At 68.2% G+C, this 21,130-nt stretch carries 19 protein-coding genes; 12 read left to right on the forward strand and 7 right to left on the reverse strand.

Annotated elements, in window-relative coordinates; genetic code table 11:
- Nucleotides 1-167: 167 nt before the first annotated feature.
- Both OXS49_RS18500 and OXS49_RS18505 read right to left on the reverse strand, forming a co-directional pair.
- Entirely contained in the window at nucleotides 168-848 is a 681-nt protein-coding gene (locus OXS49_RS18500; protein WP_244002499.1) for an ATP-binding cassette domain-containing protein, read from the reverse strand.
- Nucleotides 849-861: 13 nt separating this feature from the next.
- Entirely contained in the window at nucleotides 862-1,749 is an 888-nt protein-coding gene (locus OXS49_RS18505; protein ID WP_267426049.1) for a putative selenate ABC transporter substrate-binding protein, read from the reverse strand.
- Nucleotides 1,750-2,137: 388 nt separating this feature from the next.
- On the opposite strand from OXS49_RS18505, the gene OXS49_RS18510 reads away from it, so the two are divergent.
- Genes OXS49_RS18510 through OXS49_RS18525 form a run of 4 tightly spaced genes read left to right on the forward strand, consistent with a single transcriptional unit; the run spans nucleotide 2,138 to nucleotide 5,902 of the window.
- Nucleotides 2,138-3,202: a radical SAM protein gene (locus OXS49_RS18510; RefSeq protein ID WP_244002503.1), complete on the forward strand. Its 1,065-nt coding sequence runs from the start codon at nucleotides 2,138-2,140 to the stop codon at nucleotides 3,200-3,202.
- Nucleotides 3,195-3,992, forward strand: a complete 798-nt coding sequence (locus OXS49_RS18515) for a TIGR01459 family HAD-type hydrolase (protein ID WP_267426050.1) — start codon at nucleotides 3,195-3,197, stop codon at nucleotides 3,990-3,992. The genes OXS49_RS18510 and OXS49_RS18515 overlap by 8 nt, the downstream gene beginning before the upstream one ends.
- A 51-nt stretch (nucleotides 3,993-4,043) precedes the next feature.
- The gene (selD, locus tag OXS49_RS18520) at nucleotides 4,044-5,093 is read left to right on the forward strand and encodes a selenide, water dikinase SelD (RefSeq protein ID WP_267426051.1); all 1,050 of its coding nucleotides are present in this window, start codon (nucleotides 4,044-4,046) and stop codon (nucleotides 5,091-5,093) included.
- Between the two features lie 8 nt (nucleotides 5,094-5,101).
- Nucleotides 5,102-5,902 carry a nucleoside phosphorylase gene (locus OXS49_RS18525; RefSeq protein ID WP_267426052.1) on the forward strand — a complete coding sequence of 267 codons (801 nt, stop codon included), beginning with the start codon at nucleotides 5,102-5,104 and terminating at the stop codon, nucleotides 5,900-5,902.
- Here the strand turns inward: OXS49_RS18525 and senA are convergent.
- Entirely contained in the window at nucleotides 5,899-7,203 is a 1,305-nt protein-coding gene (gene senA / locus OXS49_RS18530) for a selenoneine synthase SenA (RefSeq protein WP_267426053.1), read from the reverse strand. The two genes, OXS49_RS18525 and senA, sit on opposite strands and share 4 nt — an antisense overlap.
- Nucleotides 7,204-7,230: 27 nt before the next feature.
- Here senA and senB point away from each other — a divergent pair, with 27 nt between their 5' ends.
- Nucleotides 7,231-8,202, forward strand: a complete 972-nt coding sequence (senB, locus tag OXS49_RS18535) for a selenoneine biosynthesis selenosugar synthase SenB (protein WP_267426054.1) — start codon at nucleotides 7,231-7,233, stop codon at nucleotides 8,200-8,202.
- Nucleotides 8,203-8,402: 200 nt separating this feature from the next.
- Here the strand turns inward: senB and OXS49_RS18540 are convergent, their stop codons facing one another.
- The 3 genes from OXS49_RS18540 to OXS49_RS18550 form a co-directional block, all read right to left on the reverse strand.
- Nucleotides 8,403-8,624: a hypothetical protein gene (locus OXS49_RS18540; RefSeq protein ID WP_244002515.1), complete on the reverse strand. Its 222-nt coding sequence runs from the start codon at nucleotides 8,622-8,624 to the stop codon at nucleotides 8,403-8,405.
- 1,360 nt (nucleotides 8,625-9,984) lie between these two features.
- Nucleotides 9,985-11,130, reverse strand: a complete 1,146-nt coding sequence (locus OXS49_RS18545; RefSeq protein WP_244002517.1) for an MFS transporter — start codon at nucleotides 11,128-11,130, stop codon at nucleotides 9,985-9,987.
- Between the two features lie 57 nt (nucleotides 11,131-11,187).
- Complete coding sequence (locus OXS49_RS18550; RefSeq protein WP_267426058.1) at nucleotides 11,188-12,393, reverse strand: MFS transporter; 1,206 nt, start codon at nucleotides 12,391-12,393, stop codon at nucleotides 11,188-11,190.
- Nucleotides 12,394-12,557: 164 nt separating this feature from the next.
- Between OXS49_RS18550 and OXS49_RS18555 the strand changes: the two genes are divergently transcribed.
- The 5 genes from OXS49_RS18555 to OXS49_RS18575 all read left to right on the forward strand — a co-directional run bounded on the left by OXS49_RS18555 (nucleotide 12,558) and on the right by OXS49_RS18575 (nucleotide 18,177).
- Nucleotides 12,558-13,721: a glycosyltransferase gene (locus tag OXS49_RS18555; RefSeq protein ID WP_267426082.1), complete on the forward strand. Its 1,164-nt coding sequence runs from the start codon at nucleotides 12,558-12,560 to the stop codon at nucleotides 13,719-13,721.
- On the forward strand, nucleotides 13,714-14,217 hold the full coding sequence (locus OXS49_RS18560; RefSeq protein ID WP_267426059.1) for a DNA polymerase ligase N-terminal domain-containing protein: 504 nt from the start codon (nucleotides 13,714-13,716) through the stop codon (nucleotides 14,215-14,217). The genes OXS49_RS18555 and OXS49_RS18560 overlap by 8 nt, the downstream gene beginning before the upstream one ends.
- A 14-nt stretch (nucleotides 14,218-14,231) precedes the next feature.
- On the forward strand, nucleotides 14,232-15,374 hold the full coding sequence (locus OXS49_RS18565) for an acyl-CoA dehydrogenase family protein (protein ID WP_244002525.1): 1,143 nt from the start codon (nucleotides 14,232-14,234) through the stop codon (nucleotides 15,372-15,374).
- Nucleotides 15,371-15,967 (forward strand): SAM-dependent methyltransferase, encoded by a 597-nt coding sequence (locus tag OXS49_RS18570; RefSeq protein ID WP_244002527.1) that lies wholly within the window; start codon nucleotides 15,371-15,373, stop codon nucleotides 15,965-15,967. Before OXS49_RS18565 ends, OXS49_RS18570 begins: the two co-directional genes overlap by 4 nt.
- 566 nt (nucleotides 15,968-16,533) lie before the next feature.
- Complete coding sequence (locus tag OXS49_RS18575; RefSeq protein ID WP_267426064.1) at nucleotides 16,534-18,177, forward strand: ISL3 family transposase; 1,644 nt, start codon at nucleotides 16,534-16,536, stop codon at nucleotides 18,175-18,177.
- 337 nt (nucleotides 18,178-18,514) lie between these two features.
- On the opposite strand, the gene OXS49_RS18580 is transcribed toward OXS49_RS18575, so the two are convergent.
- Nucleotides 18,515-19,075 carry a L,D-transpeptidase gene (locus OXS49_RS18580; protein WP_244002531.1) on the reverse strand — a complete coding sequence of 187 codons (561 nt, stop codon included), beginning with the start codon at nucleotides 19,073-19,075 and terminating at the stop codon, nucleotides 18,515-18,517.
- Nucleotides 19,076-19,244: 169 nt separating this feature from the next.
- Here OXS49_RS18580 and OXS49_RS18585 point away from each other — a divergent pair, with 169 nt between their 5' ends.
- Both OXS49_RS18585 and OXS49_RS18590 read left to right on the forward strand, forming a co-directional pair.
- A complete protein-coding gene (locus OXS49_RS18585; protein ID WP_267426066.1) occupies nucleotides 19,245-19,694 on the forward strand; it encodes a hypothetical protein in 450 nt (149 codons plus the stop codon).
- A gap of 154 nt (nucleotides 19,695-19,848) precedes the next feature.
- Nucleotides 19,849-21,117, forward strand: coding sequence for an efflux RND transporter periplasmic adaptor subunit (locus OXS49_RS18590; protein WP_267426067.1), 1,269 nt, complete (start codon nucleotides 19,849-19,851; stop codon nucleotides 21,115-21,117).
- The last annotated feature ends 13 nt before the right edge of the window (nucleotides 21,118-21,130 follow it).

The following is a 21,130-nucleotide window of genomic DNA, read 5'->3' on the forward strand; positions in this document are numbered from 1 at the left end:
TGCCGGGAAGTCCGGGTGGATCAGGCCGGCGAGCAGGCGCTGGAGGTCGGCCCAGGGATGGAGGCTGGTGACGGCGAGGTCGGCCAGGAGGAGCGCCGCCGCCGCGCCGCCGACGAACCAGCGGGTCGCCGTGGCGTAGCCCGCGCCGGGCATCAAACGCGCGGCCTTCATGCGGCCTGCCCGTAGAACGGGACGAGGGCCGCCTCGTCCAGGTCGCAGGCGGGCGCGTCGAGGACGATCCGGCCTGCATCGAGGACGACGATCCGGTCCGTGTGCGCCAGCGCCAGCGCGATGTCGTGGAGCGCCAGAACGAGGGTCTGGTGGCGGGAGGCCATCCGCTCCAAGATCAGGCCGCCCTGCCTGCGGTCCAAGGCCGAGACCGGCTCGTCGCCGATCAGGATCGGACGCCCGTTGTAGAGCGCCCGCGCTACCGAGACGCGCTGCTGCTGGCCGCCCGACAGCGCCCCGGCCTTCGCCCGGACCGCGTCGGCGAGCCCGACCTCCCCGAGGATCCCGCTTACCTCCGCGAGATCGGCGGGGGCCGGGAACGCCAGGGTGCGCAGGTTGTGCAAGGTCGAGCGCCGGTCGAGACGGCCCATGTAGACGTTGTGGAAGACCGAGAGCGTCCGCACCAGGGCGGCCGCCTGAGGGATCAGCGCTACGCGGGCGCGCGCTTGGGCGTGGACCAGACCGAGCAGGGTGGATTTCCCCGCCCCCGAGCGCCCCATCAGCGCGACGCGCTCGCCGACCCGGATTGTGAGGTCCACGCCGAACAGGACGGGCTTGCCGTCATAAGCCGCCGTCGCGCCGGATAGGACGACTTCGGCTTCGCCTTGGGACGGGCTCACGGCGGCGCGCCATTCAATCCAGCAGGCCCGTGGATTTCGCCACACGCTCCACCGGCTCGTAGGCGGCATTGCTCACCGGGATGAACTTGGAGCGCGCGAAGGGCGCGAGGATCGCCGGATCGTTGATGTCGATCAGCGCCGCCTTCAACCGATCCGTGAACCCGGCACCGTAGATCGCGTCGACATCGCCGCGCACGGTCCACTGATAATCCGGGAAGGGCGGGCTCTCCCAGATGATGCCTACTTCCTTCTGTTCGATCTTGCCGGCCTTGTTGTCGAGATCCCAGACCGAATAGTCCACCGCCCCGACCTCGAAGGCCCCGGACTGGACGAGCTGGATCGTGCTGCTGTGATCGCCGGAGAAACCGACGCGGGAAAACACCTCCTCGGGCGTCCTGCCCGGGAAAGCCTCGCGGATGAAGTATTCCGGCATCAGCCGGCCCGAGGTCGAGGCGCGGGAGCCGAAGGTGAAGGTCTTGCCGGCTATGGCCTTCGGGAAGTCGGTCGTGCGCGTCAGGCCCGTCTTGGTGTTGGCGATGAGGTAGGTCTTGAATGCCGCGTCCTCGGCGCCCTGCGCGATTGCCTGCGCCCCGGGCACAGCCTTACGCGCCTGCACGCCGGTGAAGCCGCCGAACCATGCGAGCTGGACCTGCCCGTTCGTGAAGGCCGTGACCGCCGCCGGGTAGTTCTTCACCGGGAGGTACTTCACCGGCACGCCGAGCTTGCCCTCGAGGTAGGCGGCGACCTTGCCGAAGCGCTCGACGAGGCGGCTCTCGTCCTGATCGGGAATGCCCGTGAACACGAAGGTCGGCTTGGCGCCGCCCTGCGCGCCGGCGGCCTGGGGCAGCACGAGGCAAGCCAACGCGCCCAGCAACGCCCGGCCCAGTGTCCGTCTCTGCATCGCGTGCTCCTGTTCGGATCCCATCTACGAACGACGCCATGCCGGCATCAATGTCCAATCAACTGACAGCTAGCCCATGTCTAGCGGAGCAGCCCGTTGAAGCCTGCCGATGGCCCTTCTTCGTGGCTCCGCGCCGTGCGGTTACCAATCGCAGAGCCCCGTCGCTGCGGCAATCGGCCCATCTGGCGCGGTCACGGCCGCGTCCCGTTCGTTTCCAGCCTTGGCGGCTGTTCCGGAGTAGAGGGTATAGTTTGGCCGCGGTGATCAATCTTGCTGAAGATGTGATGTTACCAATGCGGCTTGCCGTGCGAAGGAAGCTGCGACGCCCGAAATCGGGCGCCGGTCGCCCGATGGTGCCTGTCGAGATCAGGCGAGAGGATTTACAGCCATGGACGCCGGGACGCTGCACCCTCCGGAGCCGGACACCGTCGCCCCGACGCCGTCATTCGCCCTGGGTGTCGGGCTCACCAACGAGTGCAATCTCGCCTGTTCCTTCTGCTACCGCGATCCCGATCGCCTCGACCGGCTCGGACCGGAACAGCTGCGGATGGTGCTCGACAGCCTGCCGGTGCGCTCCGTCAATCTGGGGACCGGCGAGAACGGCATGCACCCCCAGTTCCCGCAGCTTCTCGATCTGCTCCGGGCCGAGCCGATCAAACTCACGATCACGTCGAACGGGCACTCGATCGCCGTGATGGATAACGCGGCGGTGCAGGCCTTCGCCGACGTGGAGTTCTCGATCGACTATCCCACCCGGGAGGAGCAGGACGCGCAGCGCGGCGCCGGCAACTGGGACCTTGTGATGGCGCAGGCGGCCCGCTGCCGGGCGCTGGGCGTCGGCGTCACCTTCATCGCCGTGATGATGCGGACCAATTTCGACCGGCTGCACGAGATCGCCGCCCTGGCCCGCGGCTTCGATGCGCCGCTGCGCATCAACGTCTACCAGGCGGTGCGTACGGACGCCTTCGCGCTCACCTACGAGGAATACTGGGGCGGGTTCGCGCGCCTCTTCGCCGAGACCGACGTGATCGCCATCGGCGAGCCGCTCGTCCGGGCTATGGCGGGCCTCCCGGCGCGCCGGGGCGGATGCGGGGTCGGCACGGTGCGCGTCACGCCCCGCGCGACGGTGCAACCCTGCGTGTACTGGGGCGGCACGGGCCAGAGCCTCGAAACCCTACGTCAGGCCGGCAGCCAGATCGTCGCCACGGCCCCCTTCACGGCGGTCCGAGCCCTGCCGGAACCCTGCCGCGGCTGCGCTTACGAGGAATCCTGCCACGGCGGCTGCGCCGGGCGGCGGCGGCTGATGGAGCGGCTCGATCAGGTCGACCCGTACTGCCCGATCGTGCGCGGCGAAGCCCGCCCCCTGTCGATCGTCATGGCGCCGGCCCGCGAGCTGCCAAAGCTCGAGAGCGCCTGCACGACGATCGTCCAGGCGCGGCCCGCCTGTGGCTGATGCGCCCGCTGCGCTCGCTGGTCTGAGCCGGCTCGCGGAGGCCTACGCGGTCATACTGTGCGACGTCTTCGGCGTGCTCCACGACGCGACGCGGGTGTTCCCCGCCGCCGCCGCCGCGCTGGCCGCCTTCCGGGCCGGCGGCGGCACGGTCGTCTTGATCTCGAACGCAGCTGAGCCCGGGGCGCGTCTATCAGAGTCCCTTCGGGCCCGCGGGATTCGCGATACCTACGACGACCTCGTGACCGCGGCCGACGTCGCCCGGAGCCTCCTCGTCGGAGCCACTGTCCGGCGCGTCCATCATATCGGGGCAGCGCGCGACCGGGTCCTGTTCGCTGACCTCCCGGTCACACCGGTCCCGGTGGACGCCGCCGAGCAGATCGTCTGCACAGGCTATCCGGATTGCGACGATGACCTCGACGCGACACTGGCCGCCGCAGCCCAACGCGGTCTGCATCTGCTCTGCACCAACCCGGATACGTGCCTGACGGTGGGCGCGACGCACCTGCGCTTCGCTGGTCTCGTGGCCGCGCGCTATCGCGCCTTCGGGGGCCACGTCGTCGAGACCGGCAAGCCCGGCGCTCTGATCTATCGCCGTGCCCTGGACAAGGCTGAGCGGTCGCGCGGCCAGCCCGTCGACCCCACCCGGATCCTTGGGATCGGCGACACCGTCGCCCTCGACGTGGTGGGGGCGCTGGGAAACGGCTTCGGAGCGCTCCACATCGGCACTGCGCAGCCCCCGCCGGCGGACGCGTCCACCCGGCTGTATCGGATGCCCGCGCTTGTCTGGTGACAAGGTACCCGGCACGGTCCGCCCCGGATCACGACACGAGAGGATTGATCGATGGATACGCCCCCGGTTCGTCTCACCAGCCTCGCCCATGGCGGCGGGTGCGGCTGCAAGCTCGATCCCGCGGTGCTGCGCACGCTGCTGGCCGACCAACCGGTCGCCGGTCCCTTCGAGCGCCTGCTGGTCGGCAACGAGACCGCCGACGACGCGGCGGTCTGGGCCCTCGATGACGGGACCTGCCTGATCGCCACCACGGACTTCTTCACGCCGATGGTGGACGACCCCCACGATTTCGGCCGGATTGCCGCCACCAACGCCATCTCCGACGTCTACGCGATGGGTGGCAAGCCGATGCTGGCGCTGGCCATCCTGGGCATGCCGGTCGGCAAGATCGCCCCCGAGACCGTCGCCAAGATCCTGAAGGGCGGCGCGGCCACCTGCGCCGAGGCAGGCATTCCGATCGCGGGCGGCCACTCGATCGACACGCCAGAGCCGATCTACGGCCTGGCGGTGATCGGCTCGTGCGACCGTGCGCATCTCCGGCGCAACGCTGACGCCCGCGCCGGTGACGTCGCCATCCTGACCAAGCCGCTCGGCGTCGGGATTTACTCGGCGGCCATCAAGCGGGAGGCCCTCGACGCTTCCGGTTACACGGATTTCGTCGCCACAACGACACGCCTCAACAAGGTCGGGGCGGATCTGGCGCGCGATCCGGAGGTCCACGCCATCACCGACATCACCGGCTTCGGCCTGCTGGGCCATGGCCTCGAACTTGCGCGCGGCGCCGGCCTGACCTTCGTGATCGCCGGTGACGGCATCCCGCTCCTGCCCCGGGCCGAGGCCCTGGCGCGGGAGGGCTTCGTCACCGGAGCCTCGCACCGGAACTGGGCAAGCTTCGGGGGACAGGTGGTGCTGCCCGAGGGCCTGCCGGACTGGCGTCGGCACATCCTTACCGATCCCCAGACCTCCGGGGGCCTGCTCGTGACCTGCACCCCCGCCCGGGCGGAGGCGATCCTCGCCCAGTGCCGCGCTGCGGGCTTCGCGCAGGCGGCCGTGGTCGGGCGGTTCGAGGCCGGCCCGGCGGCGATCCGCGTCGAGGCCTGAGCGCACTGATGCCGCCCCGCCCGCCGGCGACCGCCCCGATCCTGCACGACAAGGCGCACGGAGAGGTCTCGACATTCACGCCGGAGAACCTGCTCCGCGAGGCGCGCCGGCAACGCGGTCTCGGCGCCGGCCGCGTGCCGGCTCTGTGCGTCCTCGATCCGGACGGCGACATCGTCCGCCACCTCTGCGCGACCGGGCGGGCCCGGCCCGATCCCGACTGGGCCTGCTACCACAGCACCCTACACCGGTTTGAGGAATCCGGGCACGCGATCGGCATCGTCGGTTGCGCGGTCGGCGCACCCTTCGCGGTGCTGGTGGCCGAGCAGATGTTTGCCTCCGGGTGCGAACTCCTGATCAGCATCACCTCGTCCGGACAGATCACGGTCCTGCGGGCGCCGCCCTACTTCATCCTCATCGAGGCGGCCCTCCGCGACGAGGGCACGAGCTACCATTACCTGCCGCCGGGCGAGTTCGTTGAAGCGCCGCGCGCCCTGGTGGCGTCCGTGGCGCCTGCGCTGACGGGGATCGGTGAGCCCGTCGAACGGGGCGCCACCTGGACGACCGACGCCCCGTACCGCGAAACCGAACGGGCGATCGCGGCGGCCCGGGGGCGGGGCATCCTCGCGGTCGAGATGGAGGCCGCGGCCCTCTACGCGTTCGCGCAGGCGCGCGGCAAGGCCGTCCTGTGCTTCGCCCACGTGACCAACCAGATGGGTCAGGCCGGCGATTTCGAGAAGGGCGAGGCCAACGGCGCGACGACGGCGCTCCGCCTCGTCGCCGCCGTCGCGACCGCTCGATTCCCGATCTAGAGAGCCACCGTCCGGAAGCCGGCGAACACGTCGCGGCGCTCCGGTCCGAAGAAGTTGCGGTAGGTGGTATCGATCATCCGCGCGCGGGTCGCCCAGGCGCCGCCCCGCAGGACCTTACGCGTCCCGAATGCAGGCTCCGAATATTCCTTGTAGGCGTCCGGCGCGAAGCCGGGAAACGGGAGGAACGGGCTCGCCGTCCATTCCCAGACGTTGCCGAGCATCTGCCGACAGCCCCAGGCGCTGTCGCCCTGGGGGAAGGCTGCGACGTCGACACAGCCGAGATGACCTCCATCGAGGTTGGCCCGCTCAGGCGTCGGCGTCGAATCCCCCCAGGGATAGATACGCTTGGTGCCGCTCAACGTGCCGTCAGACGCCGGCGTGCCGGCCGCGGCAGCCTCCCATTCGGCCTCGGTGGGCAGCCGTCGACCCGCCCAGCGGCAATACGCGTTGGCCTCGTACCAGTTGACATGGACGACCGGCTGATCGGGCGCCAGCGGCTCGACTTGGTCAAACCGCCGGCAGGTCCAGTCGCCGCGCCCATGAGGCGTCCAGTAGGCCGGGTGCTCGGCACCGCACCCGTCGCGCCACCGCGCCCCCTCGGCGTCCCAGAAGGCGGGATCCCGATAGCCGCCATCCGCCACGAAGGCGGCGAACGCCCCGTTGGTCACCGGCGCGCGGGCAATGCGGAACGCCGCGACGGATACGGGATGCGCCCATTTCTCGTTGTCGAAGACAAAGCCGCCGCCGGGTTCGGCGCCGAGTTGCCAGGTTCCCCCGCCGACCGCGACGTCGCCGGGCCAGGGACCTATCCCCATGTCCCGCGCTGCGGCCGAGGTGGCGAAGAACGGCCTCGGGTAGCCCAAGGTCTGACGCGTGTAGGTGAAGGCCTCGTCGTGCATGTCCTCGTGGAAGGTGACGAGCTGGTAGAGGTCGGCCTCCTGCGCCGTCGGCTCGCGGCCGTCGAGGCGCCGGACGAGCGCCTCCTGCACGCGGGCCATGTAGGCGAGGGTGTCGGGCAAAGCCGGCAGGGGGATCGACCAGCGCGTCGCGTGGGGCACCCGCGCGGAATCGTAGAGGCCATCGGCTGCCGCCAGTTGGGGCGGGGCCCGGTCGAGCCCGCGCAGGATGAAATGTTCGTGAAACCAGGCGAGATGACCGATTTCCCACAGGAGGGGGTTCACGATCTCGCTCTGCGGGCCCATCAGACGCTCCTGATCGAGGCCCGACACCAGTTCGAGCGTCCGCGCTCTGGCATCCCCCAGCATCGCCACGAGACCGGCAGTCGAGACCTGTGCGCTCATCAAACGTCCCGGAATCCTGTCGCAACCATGAGAATCAGCCTGATCACACCGGCGGCGAGAACGTCTCGTGCCGGCAATCGGACCACGGCGATGCGCTGGGCGCGCATCCTCAGCGAACTCGGGCACCAAGTCGACGTGTCAACGTCGTACCCGGACGAGGCCGACGTCGACATGATGCTGGCGCTTCACGCCTGGCGCAGCGCGCCGTCGATTGCGCGCTTCAAGGCGCGGTACCCGGATAGACCGCTCGTCGTCGCCCTGACCGGCACGGATCTCTATCACTATCTGGCGGCCGACCCGGAGCCGACCCTGCGCTCGCTCGATTTGGCGGACGGCCTGATCGGCCTGCACGATGGCGTGCCCGCCGCCCTCCCGGCGCGTCACCGCAGCAAGGTCACAGTGATCTACCAGTCTGCGACGGCGCGGGCGCATCGCTGGCCGGTCTCCGACGATGCGTTCGAGGTTCTCGTCGTCGCGCATCTGCGTTCCGTCAAGGACCCGCTCTGCGCGGCCCGCGCGGCCCGGCGCCTGCCAGACCGATCCCGGATCCGGATCGTACATCTCGGCGGCGCGCAGGATCGGATCTGGACTGATCAGGCCCGGGACGAGATGGCGCACAACCCGCGTTACCACTGGCTGGGGGACCAGCCCGGCTCCCTGGTTCGGCGCTGGTTGACGCGGGCCAGAGTCATGGTCCTCAGTTCAAAGCAGGAAGGCGGCGCGAACGTGGTGTCGGAAGCGGTCGCCGCCGGTTTGCCGATCCTAGCCACCGCAATTCCCGGGACGCGCGGCCTATTGGGCCCGGAGCATCCGGGCTATTTCCCGGTCGGGGACGATGCGGCCTTGGCCGCGCAGCTGCTTCGAGCCGAAGAGGAGCCCTGTTTTCTCGCGCACCTGCACGCGTCTGGTGCAGAGCGGGCAACGCTCTTCACCCCGGCCAGGGAGCGCGAAGGGCTTCGCCGCGTCATTTCGCACTGCCTGGAGGTGCGCCCGACGTGATCGCGCGCCTCAGGGCAGTACAAGCGTCCCGACTCAGACTGGACGAACCATGCCCCCCGAAAGTTCTGCACCGGTCTGAGTCGAAGATACGAGTGAAGGCAGCGGTATGGTCGAGAGTCGAGCGTGCCCCCTAGATCGTCACAGGGGGATCGTTCGCGCCGCCGTCGCGCCGCCGGGGACCTGAGCGACGGATCCTGGGCTCAGTCGAGCCTGAAGCCACGCTGTCTCACGAAGGCGCCGAATTCCGTCCGCTGCGGCTCGGCGTAATGGCGTGCCTTGTCCGCCGACCAGCCGTAGTCGACGGCCTCACCCCATCGGGCCGTGTTGCGCTGCTCGGGGTACGGCTGCTGGGCTCTGCGGCGACGGCCGTAGGCCACGAGATCCGCCGCCAGGGTCGTACAGCCAGACCGGTCCTCGTGCACGGTCGTGGCGAGCGGCCAGCGTAGGCTGATCTGACCCGCATCCGTCTGACATCCTGCGCGTTGTTTCCGATCTCGCTGATTGGGCAGCAGCCGAGCCCCATCGCTTCGGCCGCGCGGATCGCCGTCGCCAGGGCGATCGCCGTGTCGGCGGTGGTGTTGAAGAACCGATCGAGGGGGTCACTCGCGAAGGGCTTTCCGCGCATGCTTGCGATCTCGAGCAGACGCGCACCGTTGGCGCAGAACACGAGGAAAGCCGGAGCTTTGCGGACCCGAGGCATGAGGGGGAGAAACGCGGCGATCCGCTGCCGCAGCGCGGGATCCGCAACCACCACGATATCGCGCTGCTATAGGTCGCTTTTCGAGGGTGCGGAGAGCGCCAGCGCGCAGATCAGGTCGGGGTTCGACGGGGCGGTCGCTGTAGCGGTGGTGAATGCGATGGTCTGCGATCTGGATCAACGTGCCCAGGCTCGAGAGGTCTGGCGGAATCGCGACAGTCTCTCCGAACTGCACGTGAAGACTGCACGTGAAGCGCATCCCCCAGCATTGCTCTGCCCGTCTCAGCCCCCCATCGAAATACTCGCTGTCGCCCTGTAGCCCTGTCGGCCCGCCTTGGCGGACTCTGTAATGTGGCGCCTGCTTCAGGCAAGCCGACGGTGAGGCCGCTGCGCTTTCGTCGAGGACGCGCCGCGACGCAAAGCCGGTTTTCGGCGGCGTGTCCTTGACAGGCGCCGGGATCGCGGACGGCACCGGTGTCAGAGGTCCGCTTCCGGTACAGGGCGCAGGGCTGCTGGACGACCGGGATGGGCGCGAAGCCGAAGGTCCACTTCTCAGCTAAAGTTGCGTTCTGCAAGCTGTACACAGCCAGCCACCCTGTGCGTGAACTTCCTCCTGAACCGAAGTTGCTGAGCAGCGAACGAATCAGAGCTTGCCGGAAACGCCAATGGCTCCATCCGCCGTTGGCAAGGGTGGAGAGCAGCCGCTAGCCGCCGGTACCAAGAATCGGATTTATAGCCTGTAGCGATCAATAGTCTCAAATATGCCGATCGAAACCGAAACGATGGGTCAAATATTTTTAGAGACCATGCTCGGAATTATTTCGCTCAACATACGAAGATCGGACTTTTCTTGGAAGACAAATTTCCAAAATATATCTATTTTTCGTGTGTCAATAAATTGTCGAATTTGCCCATGGGCAACTGCGATAGGGCGGAACTATCAGAGCGCGCTTGCTTCGAATGGGGTGCTTCGTCAAGAATTTGATGATCTTGATGAACAGAGTAGGGGTCTCAAGCGACGCGAGGGTGCGCGACGGGGAGGTGGAGACGCGCCAGGATGTGCAGATCGAAACCCTGAGCCAGGCTTAAGTCCGGCCGTTCCGCAAGCCGACTGCGAGAGGCAGGGCTAGCGCGCAGAGGCCGGCCATGACCCAGAACGCACCCGCGCCGAGGCGACCGTACAGCAAGCCCCCGAGACTGGTCAGGACAGCCGAGGCCACGCCGAGACCGAGCGTGCCGTAGAGGGTCTGCGCGGTGGCGGCGAGGCGCTCCGGCACGACCGAGGCGATCAGGCGCATGTTGGCGAGATGCAGCAGAGCGAAGGTCAGACCGTGCGTGAGTTGGACGATGGCTAGAACCGGGACCGAGGCCGTCGAGGCGAGAACCGTCCAGCGTAGCGCGCCCACCCCAGCCGCCAGCATCGCGGCCTGGGCGGTGGTGAGGCGCGACAGCAACCACGGACCAGCGAGCACGAAAACGAAGACTTCGGAGGTGACACTCTCCGACCACAGCAGGCTGATCGTGCTCGGACTGATGCCGGCTTCGCGCCAGAGGATTACCGCGAAGCCGTCGTTGAGCGCGTGGCTGCCGATGACCAGCGCCGCCACGACGAGCATCCGGCGGAACGGCCCCAGGGCGAGAAGCGCGCGTATGCCGCCGAGGCCGAGGCTTGCCTGCTGCTCCCGCGGATGGGCAGCCGGAACGCGGCTCGTCGCGACTGCCATAGCGAGGAACAGGACGCCACTGGACACAATAATGCTGGCTAGGCCAGCTCGGGCGACGAGCAAACCTGAGGCCAGGGTTCCGAGCACGAACGCTGCCGAACCGGCACCCCGAACCCAGCCATACGAGAAGGTGCCCTCCCGCTCAGCGGCGGTGAGCGCGAGCGCGTCGGACAGCGGCGCCAGGGCTGCGATGGCGCTCGCATGCAGCACGCTGACCAGCATCAGTGGCCAGAAGCCGTATCCAGCGAGGTAGGCGAAGGAGATCACCCCAGCAGCGGCGGCGGCGAAGCCAAGGACGGCCCTGGTCGCGTCGTAGCGGTCAGCGAGATGACCTGCGACCGGGCCCGCGGCGAGTCGCATGAGCGTCCCCGCGGCGAGCACGGCACCGATCTCGCCCGCGCTCAGGCCTCGCTCGCCGAGGAAGCTCGGCAGGAAAGGTGATTCCGTCCCGTAGGCGGCGTAGAGCGAGCCTTGAAGGAGCACGAAGGCCGGGAAGGAGCCTGTCAAGACGCTGGACCAAAACTTCGCTCCCGTTCGCGCATCCATGTTGCAGCCTCCGAAGCGTCACGCCGGCTTGGCAGACACCTCATCAGTTTGCCCTGAGGGAGCGCTCGTGCCCAGGCGGCGGCCTATCGTCCACACGACCAAGCCGATGCCCGCGACACCGGCCAAGGCGAAGAATGAGGCCGAAAAACCGAGGTACTGAGCGACGAGCCCGGCGAGTAACGGGCTCACGGTTGCGCCCGCACCGTAGGCTGTCATGACGCCGCCGAGCCCGGCTGTGGCGTGACCGGAGCCCTCCATCATCTCGGCCACGAGAGCCGGGATAGCGACGCCGCCCAGGCCCATCGCCAAGCCTTCCAGCACCTGCACCGGGATAACCAGCAGCCAAGAGGTGGCGAACGCCGCGAGGATGCCTCGAACCACGACGAGACCGAGGGCGATGGTGAGTACGTCGGCATGCCCACGCCCCTTCGCGACGCGCGCGGCGAGCAGCGCAGCCCCGACCATCGTGGCCTGCGAGACCACGGTCATCACGCCGGTGGTCAGGCTCGGATCGGCGCCCGCCGCGGTGCGTGCCTGCGCCAGGAACGGCAACATGGCGCCGTTGGCGGTCTGATAGGCGAACACGGTGGCCGCCAGGATCAGGAGCGGCTTCGTCTCGAAAAGCACGCGCAGCGTCGAGCGCTCGTCCTGCTCACCGCCGCGCGCCGTGCCATGATCGATGCTGCTCTCGTCTACGGTCAGCAGCACCCCACACGAGGCGACCGCCATGACCACAATGGCGATGGAGACGTAGCTGAGCCCAAGCGTGTAGCCGAGCACGCCCGACAATGCGGCGTTCGCGGCGTTGCCGGCGTGGTTGTACGCTTCGTTGCGTGAGACCCGGTGGCCGTAGGCTTTCTGTCCGACGATGCCGAGCGTGACCGCCGCGACGAGGGGCGCGATGCTGGTGTCGGCGACGCCGATGACCAACTGCGACAGGCCGATCAGCCATAGGCTGCCAGTGGCGATCAGAGCGACGGCGCCCAGGGCGATGGCGAGGACAGCGGCTGCAAGGGCCGCCCGCTTGTACGTGGTCCGATCGATCAGCGCCCCGACCGGCGTCGTTGCAAGTAGGCCCGCGAAGCCGGCGAGACCCATGGCGAAGCCGGTGGCCGCGGGATCGAAGCCCTGCTTCTGCAGATACACTCCGAGGAAGGGGCCGAAGCCCTCTCGTGCGCCGGCCAGGGCGAAGTTCAGAGCACCGAGGCTGAAAGCTGGCTGCATGTGGTCCGTATCAGGTGCGGCAACGTCGCCGGATGAAAACTGGCTCGGCCCCCGAACAGGAGTGCCGCGCGGCAGGTTTGCGTGGTGCCGGCGCATAACCCGGCTTCCCGGAGATATTCGTGCTGACCGAGCAAGAAGTTGTGGCGTCACTTGCCGATCAAGGAATGCCGAACCAGACCCTGCGAGCGGTGGTCGCTGTTCCGGTCTTCAATGAAGCCGAACGCATCGAACATTGCCTGCGTGCGCTCGACAGGCAGGAAGATCTTGGGGGAAGCGGGCTTGGTGTCCTGCTGTTCCTGAACAACTGCACGGATGGCACCGCCCATGTGGTCGCAGCCCTGCGCACGTCTCTGCGTCGCCCGGTTCGGGTGATCGAGCGAGCGTATGCCGAGGCGAACGCGGGATGGGCACGGAGGGAGGCCATGGAGGCCGCAGCCGCGTGGTTGGAGGAGAGCGATACGTCGGACGGCGTCATCCTCACGACCGACGCGGATAGTCGAGTCCCGAACGATTGGGTCGCACGCAACCTCGCCGCCATCACGGAGGGTGTCGATGCGGTGGCCGGCCGGATCGCCCTCGACGAGGCGGATGCCGCGCGCCTGCCCGCATCCTTGCACGCGCGCGGTGCGCTGGAGGGCGCCTACGAGGCGCTGCTCACGGAGCTCGAAGCACGGATCAATCCGGTCGCGCACGATCCCTGGCCGCGGCACTGGACGACCTCGGGGGCGACACTCGCGGTCCGCCTCGCCACCTACCGGCAGGTCGGCGGCATGCCACCGCTCGCGGTCGGCGAGGACAAGGCCTTCGTGTCATCGCTACTGTCGAGCGACGCGCGGGTCCGGCACGACCCGGACATCCTCGTCGTCACCTCCGGTCGGCTCGACGGGCGCGCGCCGGGCGGGGCCGCGGACACGATGAAGCTGCGCTGCCAGGTGCCGGAGAGCCCGTGTGACCCGCGTTTAGAGCCGGTGCCGCGGGCTCTGTTCCGGTTCGCCTTGCGACGGAGGATGGGAGAGTTACAGTCCTCGGGACGCCTCGGTCGCAAGGCGCTCTGGGCTCCGTTGCTGGGCATCGGGACGGAGGCGGCCCGAAGAATAGCGAACCTCCCCACGTTTGGGGCCGTGCTCGCCGCGACGGAGGCAGCGAGCCCCATGCTTCGGTATCGCCCGCTGCGGCCTGCCGAACTTCCTCGACAGATCCTACACGCCCGCGCTGCCCTGAGCTTGCTCCGCTTAACGAGCCGGGTCCGCGGCCGCTCCAGTAGGCCTAAAGTCGTTGCGGTGGAGAGTGCCTCGCAAACGTCTGCGGAACAGACCGGCCATGCCTGAGCCCCTGGCCTACCGCGTCCAGAAGCACGCCGCGCGCAGCCTGCACTACGACTTCCGGCTGGAGCTCGGCGGCGTCCTCAAAAGTTGGGCGGTCACGCGTGGTCCGAGCCTCGTCGCGGGCGAGCGCCGCCTGGCCGTCGAGGTCGACGACCACGGCCTGGACTACGCCGACTACGAGGGCGTGATCGCGCCGGGTAGCTACGGGGCGGGCGTCGTGCTGCTTTGGGACCGCGGCACTTGGGAGCCGGACGGTGACCCGGTCCCGGCGCTCGCGGCGGGGTCGCTGGCGTTCACGCTGCTCGGCGAGAAGCTAACGGGGCGGTGGCGCCTCACGCGCATGAAACCGCGACCTCGTGAGCGGCATGTCTCCTGGCTTCTGCTCAAGTCGCGCGACGAGATCGCACGCAAGCCGGGCGAGCCGGACATTTTGGAGGCGCAACCGCGTTCGGTCCTGACAGGCCGCACGGTCGAAGAGATCGCCGCCGCGGCGGCCTGATGGGAGCAAGGCGCATGGACCAGAGGACCCCGCCCGACCTGGCGTACGACGCACTGGCGGCCGCGCGGCAGGCGGCGCTTACGGCCGCTCGCCGTGCCAGCGAACAGGACCGCGACGACGGCTTCCCCGCGGAGGACGTCGCCGACCTCGGCCGCCTCGGCCTGCTCGCTGCGCCCATTCCTGCAGACGAGGGCGGCGTCGGCCTCGGTGAGGAGCCGGATGCGTGCGGCCTCGCGGCGGTGCTGCGCCTCGTCGGGTACGGGAGCCTCGCGCTCGGGCGCATCTACGAAGGCCACGTCAATGCGCTCCAACTCGTCGCCCGGTACGGTACACTCTCGCAGCGGGCGCGCTTGTTCGCGGATGCGCGCGACGGACACCTGTTCGGGGTCTGGAATACCGACCCGCCCGGTGACTGTCTGATGCTCGGGGATGACCGCCGGCTCCGCGGCGTGAAGTCCTTCGCGTCGGGTGCTGGCTTCGTCACGCGGGCCCTGGTGACGGTCAAGCGCGAGCCGGGTGCCGCCCCGCTGATGCTGGTCGTGCCGCTGGAACCTGGCAGCCGCGCCGACCTTTCGGGATGGCGTGCCCACGGTATGCGCGCGTCAGCAACTGGCACCGTCGACTTCGAGGACATCGCCGTCACTGAGGACGAGATCCTGGGCGGATGGGACGACTACCACCGCCAGCCGGTCTTCTCGGGCGGCGCTTGGCGGTTCGCCGCCGTGCAGCTCGGCGGCATCGAGGCCGTGTTCGACGCATGGCGTCACCACCTAGCGCGGCTCGAACGGGGAGCCGACCCTCACCAACTCGCGCGCCTCGGCGAGGGCGCCATCGCGGTCGAGGGCGCCCGGCAGTGGGTCGAGCGTGCCGCCCGAATTGTCGCCGAGGACGATCTCGCCCCCGAACGCATCGTCGCCTTCGTCAACCTGGCTCGACTCGCGGTGGAGAAGGCCGGCCTCGATGTGCTTCAACTCGCTCAGCGTTCCGTCGGCCTGCAGGGCTTCCTGCGCGAACATCCTCTGGAACGGCTCTCGCGGGACCTCGCCACGTACCTACGCCAGCCCGCTCCGGACCGGGCCCTCACCACGGCGGCGGCCGAGATATTGGCCATCGGCGGGTTGGCCGGTGATGTGTTCACACCGGGAGGCATCCTTTGACGCGACATGCCGGCACCTTGCCGCCGAGCTACTTTGACAAGCTCTACGCCGCCGACCTGGACCCCTGGCAGTTCGAGACGAGCGACTACGAGCGCGGGAAGTACGCCGCGACGCTCGCTGCCCTGCCGCGGGTTCGGTACGCCCGCGTCCTCGAGGTGGGCTGCTCCATCGGCGTGCTCACGCGGCAGCTCGCCGAACGCTGCGACGCGCTCGTCAGCCTCGACCTCGCTGAGCGAGCGCTGGATCGGGCACGCGCCCGTTGCCGGGATCTCGCGCATGTCGACCTCAGGCTCGCGCAAGTCCCGAACGATTGGCCCGAGGGCAGCTTCGACCTGATCCTGCTGTCGGAAGTCGTCTACTATCTCGATGCCGATGATGTGGAGCGCCTCGTCGAGCGAGTGCGTGGTGCCCTCGCGGCGAGTGGCGACGTCGGGCTGGTGCACTGGACGGGCGAGACGCATTACCCCCTCACCGGCGACGCAGCGGCCGAGCAGTTCATCGACCGCGGCAGCACGTTCTTGCGCGTCCATAGTCAAGCCCGGACCGACAAGTATCGGCTCGACGTGCTGAGGGCGCGCGAAGCTCAACCATAAGCGACCCGGTGCCGTCGCCGAGATCGTAAGCTTGTGACGCGAAATGGGGCCGCGCCTCGGTATGGGGTTCGACCACCCCGGTTGCACGTCGCCGACCAAGATGCTCCGCTTTGACGGCAGAGCGAGCAAGCCGGCGTCGGACCTCAGACGTCAGGCGGCTGGGGATCAGCAGGAGCTTGTTCGCGATTCTTCTGCCCTCCATGTCGGCGTGCGTCGGCGCGGCTTCGACCAGGGGATAGCGGCCCCCGAACGTTACCCGGGCCTACCTCGTGATCAGCCGGGCAGAACACGCATGCAGGAGCCGGGGGGTGAAGACGGCTTCGACCTTACATGCCAAACAGCCGAGCGCTGGCCGCATGTCGCGGTCGTGGTCGCTTCGGGTCAGGTCGAGCACCAACCGGGCGATCGGCCTGGGAGCGCGACGTTCATCGGTAAACCGTTCAGTGCCAAGATCGTCCGGCACTATTTGCGTGAAACGATGCCGGAGGTTCATCGCCGAGTTTCGTGGATCAGGCTTTGTGAGAATGCCCTCTGGTCGAAGGTGGGAGTGGATCGCAGATCTTGGCATGAGCCTGTTCTGCGATCTTCACGGCTGCCGCATGCTCGACGTGACGCGGCTTGACCCCGGTCATCTTTGCATCGTCGCTGAAGGTCGGCGTGATCACGCCTGCAGCCCGACCTGCCGCACGTCCAAGTCTGCTGTCCATAGTCGATACCAGCGACGGCCTGCCGATCTACCGGCAAATGAAAAGATCGTTCGGCTACGGCTCACGATCCGATGCTTCTATTGCCATCACTCTGGCTGTCGACGACTGACCTTCGCCGAGCGGTTTCCGCATCTGCTGCGGCGCTACGCCCATCGCACGCACCGCCTCACAACGGCGCAAGCGCGAACAGGGCATGTGCTTGGTGGACAGCCTGCGGCCAGGCTTTTGTCGCATCTGTCCATGCCGTCGAGTGCCACCACCGTGTTGCGGACCATCCGTGCGTTGCCGTTACCGAGCGGACCTGCACCGCACATTATTGGCGTAGACGATTGGGCGAAGCGTAAGGGCCGGACCTACGGAACGGTCGTGGTGGATCTTGAACGCCGTCGCCCGATCGATTTGCTGCCGGATCGTTCGGCCGGAACGCTTGCCGCATGGCTGCGACGCGAGGCACAGATCCGGGTCGTAGCGCGGGACCGCTCGACCGAGTATGCACGTGGCACCGCGATGGGAGCACCCGATGCCCTTCAGGTTGCCGATCGTTGGCATCTGCTTCTCAACACGTGGCAGATGATCGAACGCTGGCTTGCTCGGGTTCATCCACGCCTCAAGCAACTGCCGTCACCAGCACCGACGGCTGCATCGAGCCGCCGTACCAAGGCGTTTCCGCGAGCGCCTGCCGAGGCGCTCACGCGGGCTGCGGCGTTTGCACGATGGGAGATCCTCTATGACGATGTCCGCCGTCGTTGCGCAGCGGGACACTCACTCTGTCGCATCAATCGCGAAACGGGTCTCGCCCGCGCCACGGTCCGCAAGTACGCCTTCGCCGAACGCTTCCCAAGGCATGGCCTACGAGGACCAGGGTCGAGCATTCTCGATCCACACCTCGATCACCTGAAAGCCCGCTTAAACAAAGGCTGCGAAAACGCCATGCAGCTGTGGCGCGAGCTTCGGGATTTGGGGTTCTCCGGCACCCCGAAACAGGTTTGCCGCTGGCTCCAGGAACGACGCGCGCGTCCGGTGAAAACGACAGCTCGGCAACGGCCGACATCGCCATCCGCGGCGCCGTCGAGCGCGTCCCCACTACCTTCGCCCAAGCACCTGTTGTGGCTGCTCCTGCAGGAACCCCATGCTCTCAACGTCGAGGCAGCCGCGACAGTGACGCGGGTTCTTCAAGACGACGAAGCTGCCAGGGTCGTGGATCTTACTCGCCAGTTCTGCAGCCTTGTCCGCGGCCAATGCGACATCCGACACGCAAAGGCCGAGACTGCAGCCGCCTTCGATCACTGGCTCGATAAGGCGAAGCGATGCGGGACACGCGTCGTCGAGAGTTTTGCCGACAGCCTCGATCAGGATCGCGCCGCGGTTCACGCTGCGTTGCAATCGCCTTGGAGCGGCGGACAATCTGAAGGGCAGATCAACCGTCTCAAACTGCTGAAACGGTCCATGTATGGTCGAGCAAAGCTCGACCTCCTTCGTCGTCGCTTCTTGATCACAGCCTGATCCACGAAACTCGGCGATGAACCACTGGAGTGGTCCGCCCTGAGGTATGGCCTGCGGGCCAGGGTCACGGGAGCCAACGCCCAGATACCTAAGAGCCACGCAAATAGGCTCTGATGCCGTGACCCTCGAACGCCGCGACTCTGGCCGGGTCGTGGAAGGCCGCATGATAGTCGCGCTTGTCCGGCGCGGGCTCAATGCCTCGGGCGCGAAGAAACCCGCTCACGCATTCGGGGCCGGACCTCGATGATCAGGCTGGCCTGGACGCGCGCCGACAAACTTCGCGCGCCCAGGCCGACACATTACCCGCTCCTGCCGACAAACTTCCTGCGCTCGCACATCAGTCGCGTACGACCACTTTGGTGCCGACGCGGACCCGGTCATAGAGATCGACCACATCCTTGTTGGTCATGCGGATGCAGCCGGAGGAGACCGCTGCGCCCATGGTCTCGGGCTCGTTCGAGCCGTGGATCCGGTAGAGCGAGGAGCCGAGATAGAGGGCGCGGGCGCCCAGCGGGTTGTCCTGGCCGCCGGCCATGTAGCGCGGCAGGTCCGGGCGGCGGGCCAGCATCTGCTGCGGCGGGCGCCAAGCCGGCCATTCCTTCTTCATCGTCACGGTCTTGGTACCGGACCATGAGAAGCCCTGACGGCCCACGCCGACGCCGTAGCGGATCGCTTCGCTGTTGCCGAGGATGTAATAGAGCCGGCGTTGGCGGGTGGAGATCACGATGGTGCCGGGCTTCTCGGTGCTGTTCCAGCCGATCGTCTCGCGCGGGATCGCCTGGCTGCGGAAGACGTTCAAGAAATCCGCGAGCGGCCCGCTGTCCATCGGGCCGGCGGAAGCGGGCGTGCCTCCCAGCAGGGCGCCTGCGAGCGCAAGCATCGCGATCCGTCTCGACATGGTGTCCATCCCTCTGTGATCGCGGCGCAGGCCTTGGCGGCGGCCGCTCGGTCATGCGCTGAACCCGCCTCGACTTCGCGGCAAGGTTGAGGCCGGACCGTCAGAGAGGGCGCTTCCGGGCGTAGCCGTTGCGTTCGCGCAACAGGGGCCGGTCGGCGCGACGCCATGGGTGATTGCACCGAGCGACGGCCATGCTTATCTCAGCTTCGTGATCCGATCCGTCGCCCTTCTGGCCCGCCGCGTCGCGGGCTCGCCGGACCGCCTCGCCCGGGGCCTCGCCCTGGTGGCGTTGCTTGTCCTCGCGGCTGCGGCCTGCGTCGCCGTGCCGGCCGAAGCCGCGGCGCATGCCGAAGGTCCGGCCTGCGCCGTCACGGGCGCCCGGATGGCGGTCCTGTCGGGCACACCGGATGCGCAGCCCGAGGCCGAGCACTTGGGGCTGAGCCGCACCGATCTCTGCGCTGCTGACTGCGAGATCATCACCGAACTGGGGCTGCCGCGACCGCCGGTTGAGGCGCTGTGGCCTCGTCACACTGTCTCCGCATCGTTCGATTACAGGTCCGACGCCGTGCCGGCCTCCGCGCCGGATGGCTCGCTGCACCGGCCCCCACGGCTGGCCTGACGCACGCCCCCGGCCCGACGGCCGATGTGGGTTGTGCCTGTCCTGATCTTCCGGGCCGGCCGCGTGACCGGTCCCGTGATCCGATTCGACGATGCGCGGGCCCATGCTCCGCGCCAGCCTCAGCAGACGCATGCTTTCAGGAGCGTCGGTAACCGTGACCCGCACTTTGTCCGCCAGAACCCTGTCCCCGTTCCGCGCACCGGCTGTCCTGCTGCTGCTCGGCCTCGCGGCCTGCAACCCGAAGCAGGCCGCCGCGCCGACGCCGCCCGTGCCGGAGGTCGGCTTCGTCAAAGTGGAGCCCCAGGCGATTCCCTATCTGCGCGATCTGCCCGGCCGCGTCGCACCGATGCGGATCGCCGAGGTCCGCTCCCGGGTTTCCGGCCTCGTGGTCAAGCGCCTGTTCGAGCAGGGCAGCATGGTCAAGGAAGGCGATATTCTCTACAAGATCGACCCCGCGCCCTACGAGGTCGAGCTTGCCAGCGCCGAGGCGGCGTTGGCCCGCCAGGAGGCCGCCCTGGTGCTCGCCCGCCAGCAGGCCGACCGGCTGGAGCAGCTGCTTTCCCGCGCCACGGCGAGCCAAGCCCAGTACGACGCCGCCTACGCGGGCAAGAAGCAGGCCGAGGCCGAGGTGGCCGGCGCCAAGGCGAGCCGCCAGAAGGCGCAGCTCAACCTCGATTGGACCGACGTGCGCGCGCCGATCACCGGCCGCATCGGGCGGGCGCTGCTCACCGAGGGCACGCTGATCGAGCCCGGCGCCATGGGAGCGCTCGCCACGATCCAGCAGCTCGACCCGATCTACGTCGACATCACCCAATCGGTCGGCGAGTTGAACCGCCTGCGCCGGGACCTCGCCAGCGGCGAACTGGCGCGGCTGGAGGACAACACCGCCAACGTCCACCTGATCATGGACGACAATTCGCTCTACCCGCTGGCCGGCCGCCTGCTGTTCTCGGACGTCACAGCCGATCCGAGCACCGGGCAGGTGACCCTGCGTGTGCAGTTCCCGAACCCGCACGATGAACTCTTCCCCGGCATGTATGTCCGGGCGCGGATCAAGCAGGGCATCGATTCCGACGCCATCGCGGTGCCGCAGCAGGCGATCCAGCGCACCGATGACGGCCGCGCCGAGGTCTGGATCGTGCGTGCCGACCAGACCGTGATGCGCCAGCCCGTCGAAGTCGGGCCGGTGGTCGGCCAGAACTGGCTGATCCGCTCGGGCCTCAAGGCCGGCGAGCGCGTCGTGATCGACGGGTTCCAGAAGATCACCGTGGGCGCCAAGGTGAAGCCCCTCGACCAGAGTCCGGTCCATGGCGAGACCGGCCCGAAGCACGATGCCGACGAGGCACCCGACGCGCAGGGTGACCAGAGTTCTGGCGACAAGGCGGAGGTCACCCCGCGGGCCGCCGCCCAGCAGCGCCACTGAGCCCGGGAGACCC

Source organism: Methylobacterium sp. GC_Met_2 (assembly GCF_026540795.1).
GTDB lineage: Bacteria > Pseudomonadota > Alphaproteobacteria > Rhizobiales > Beijerinckiaceae > Methylobacterium.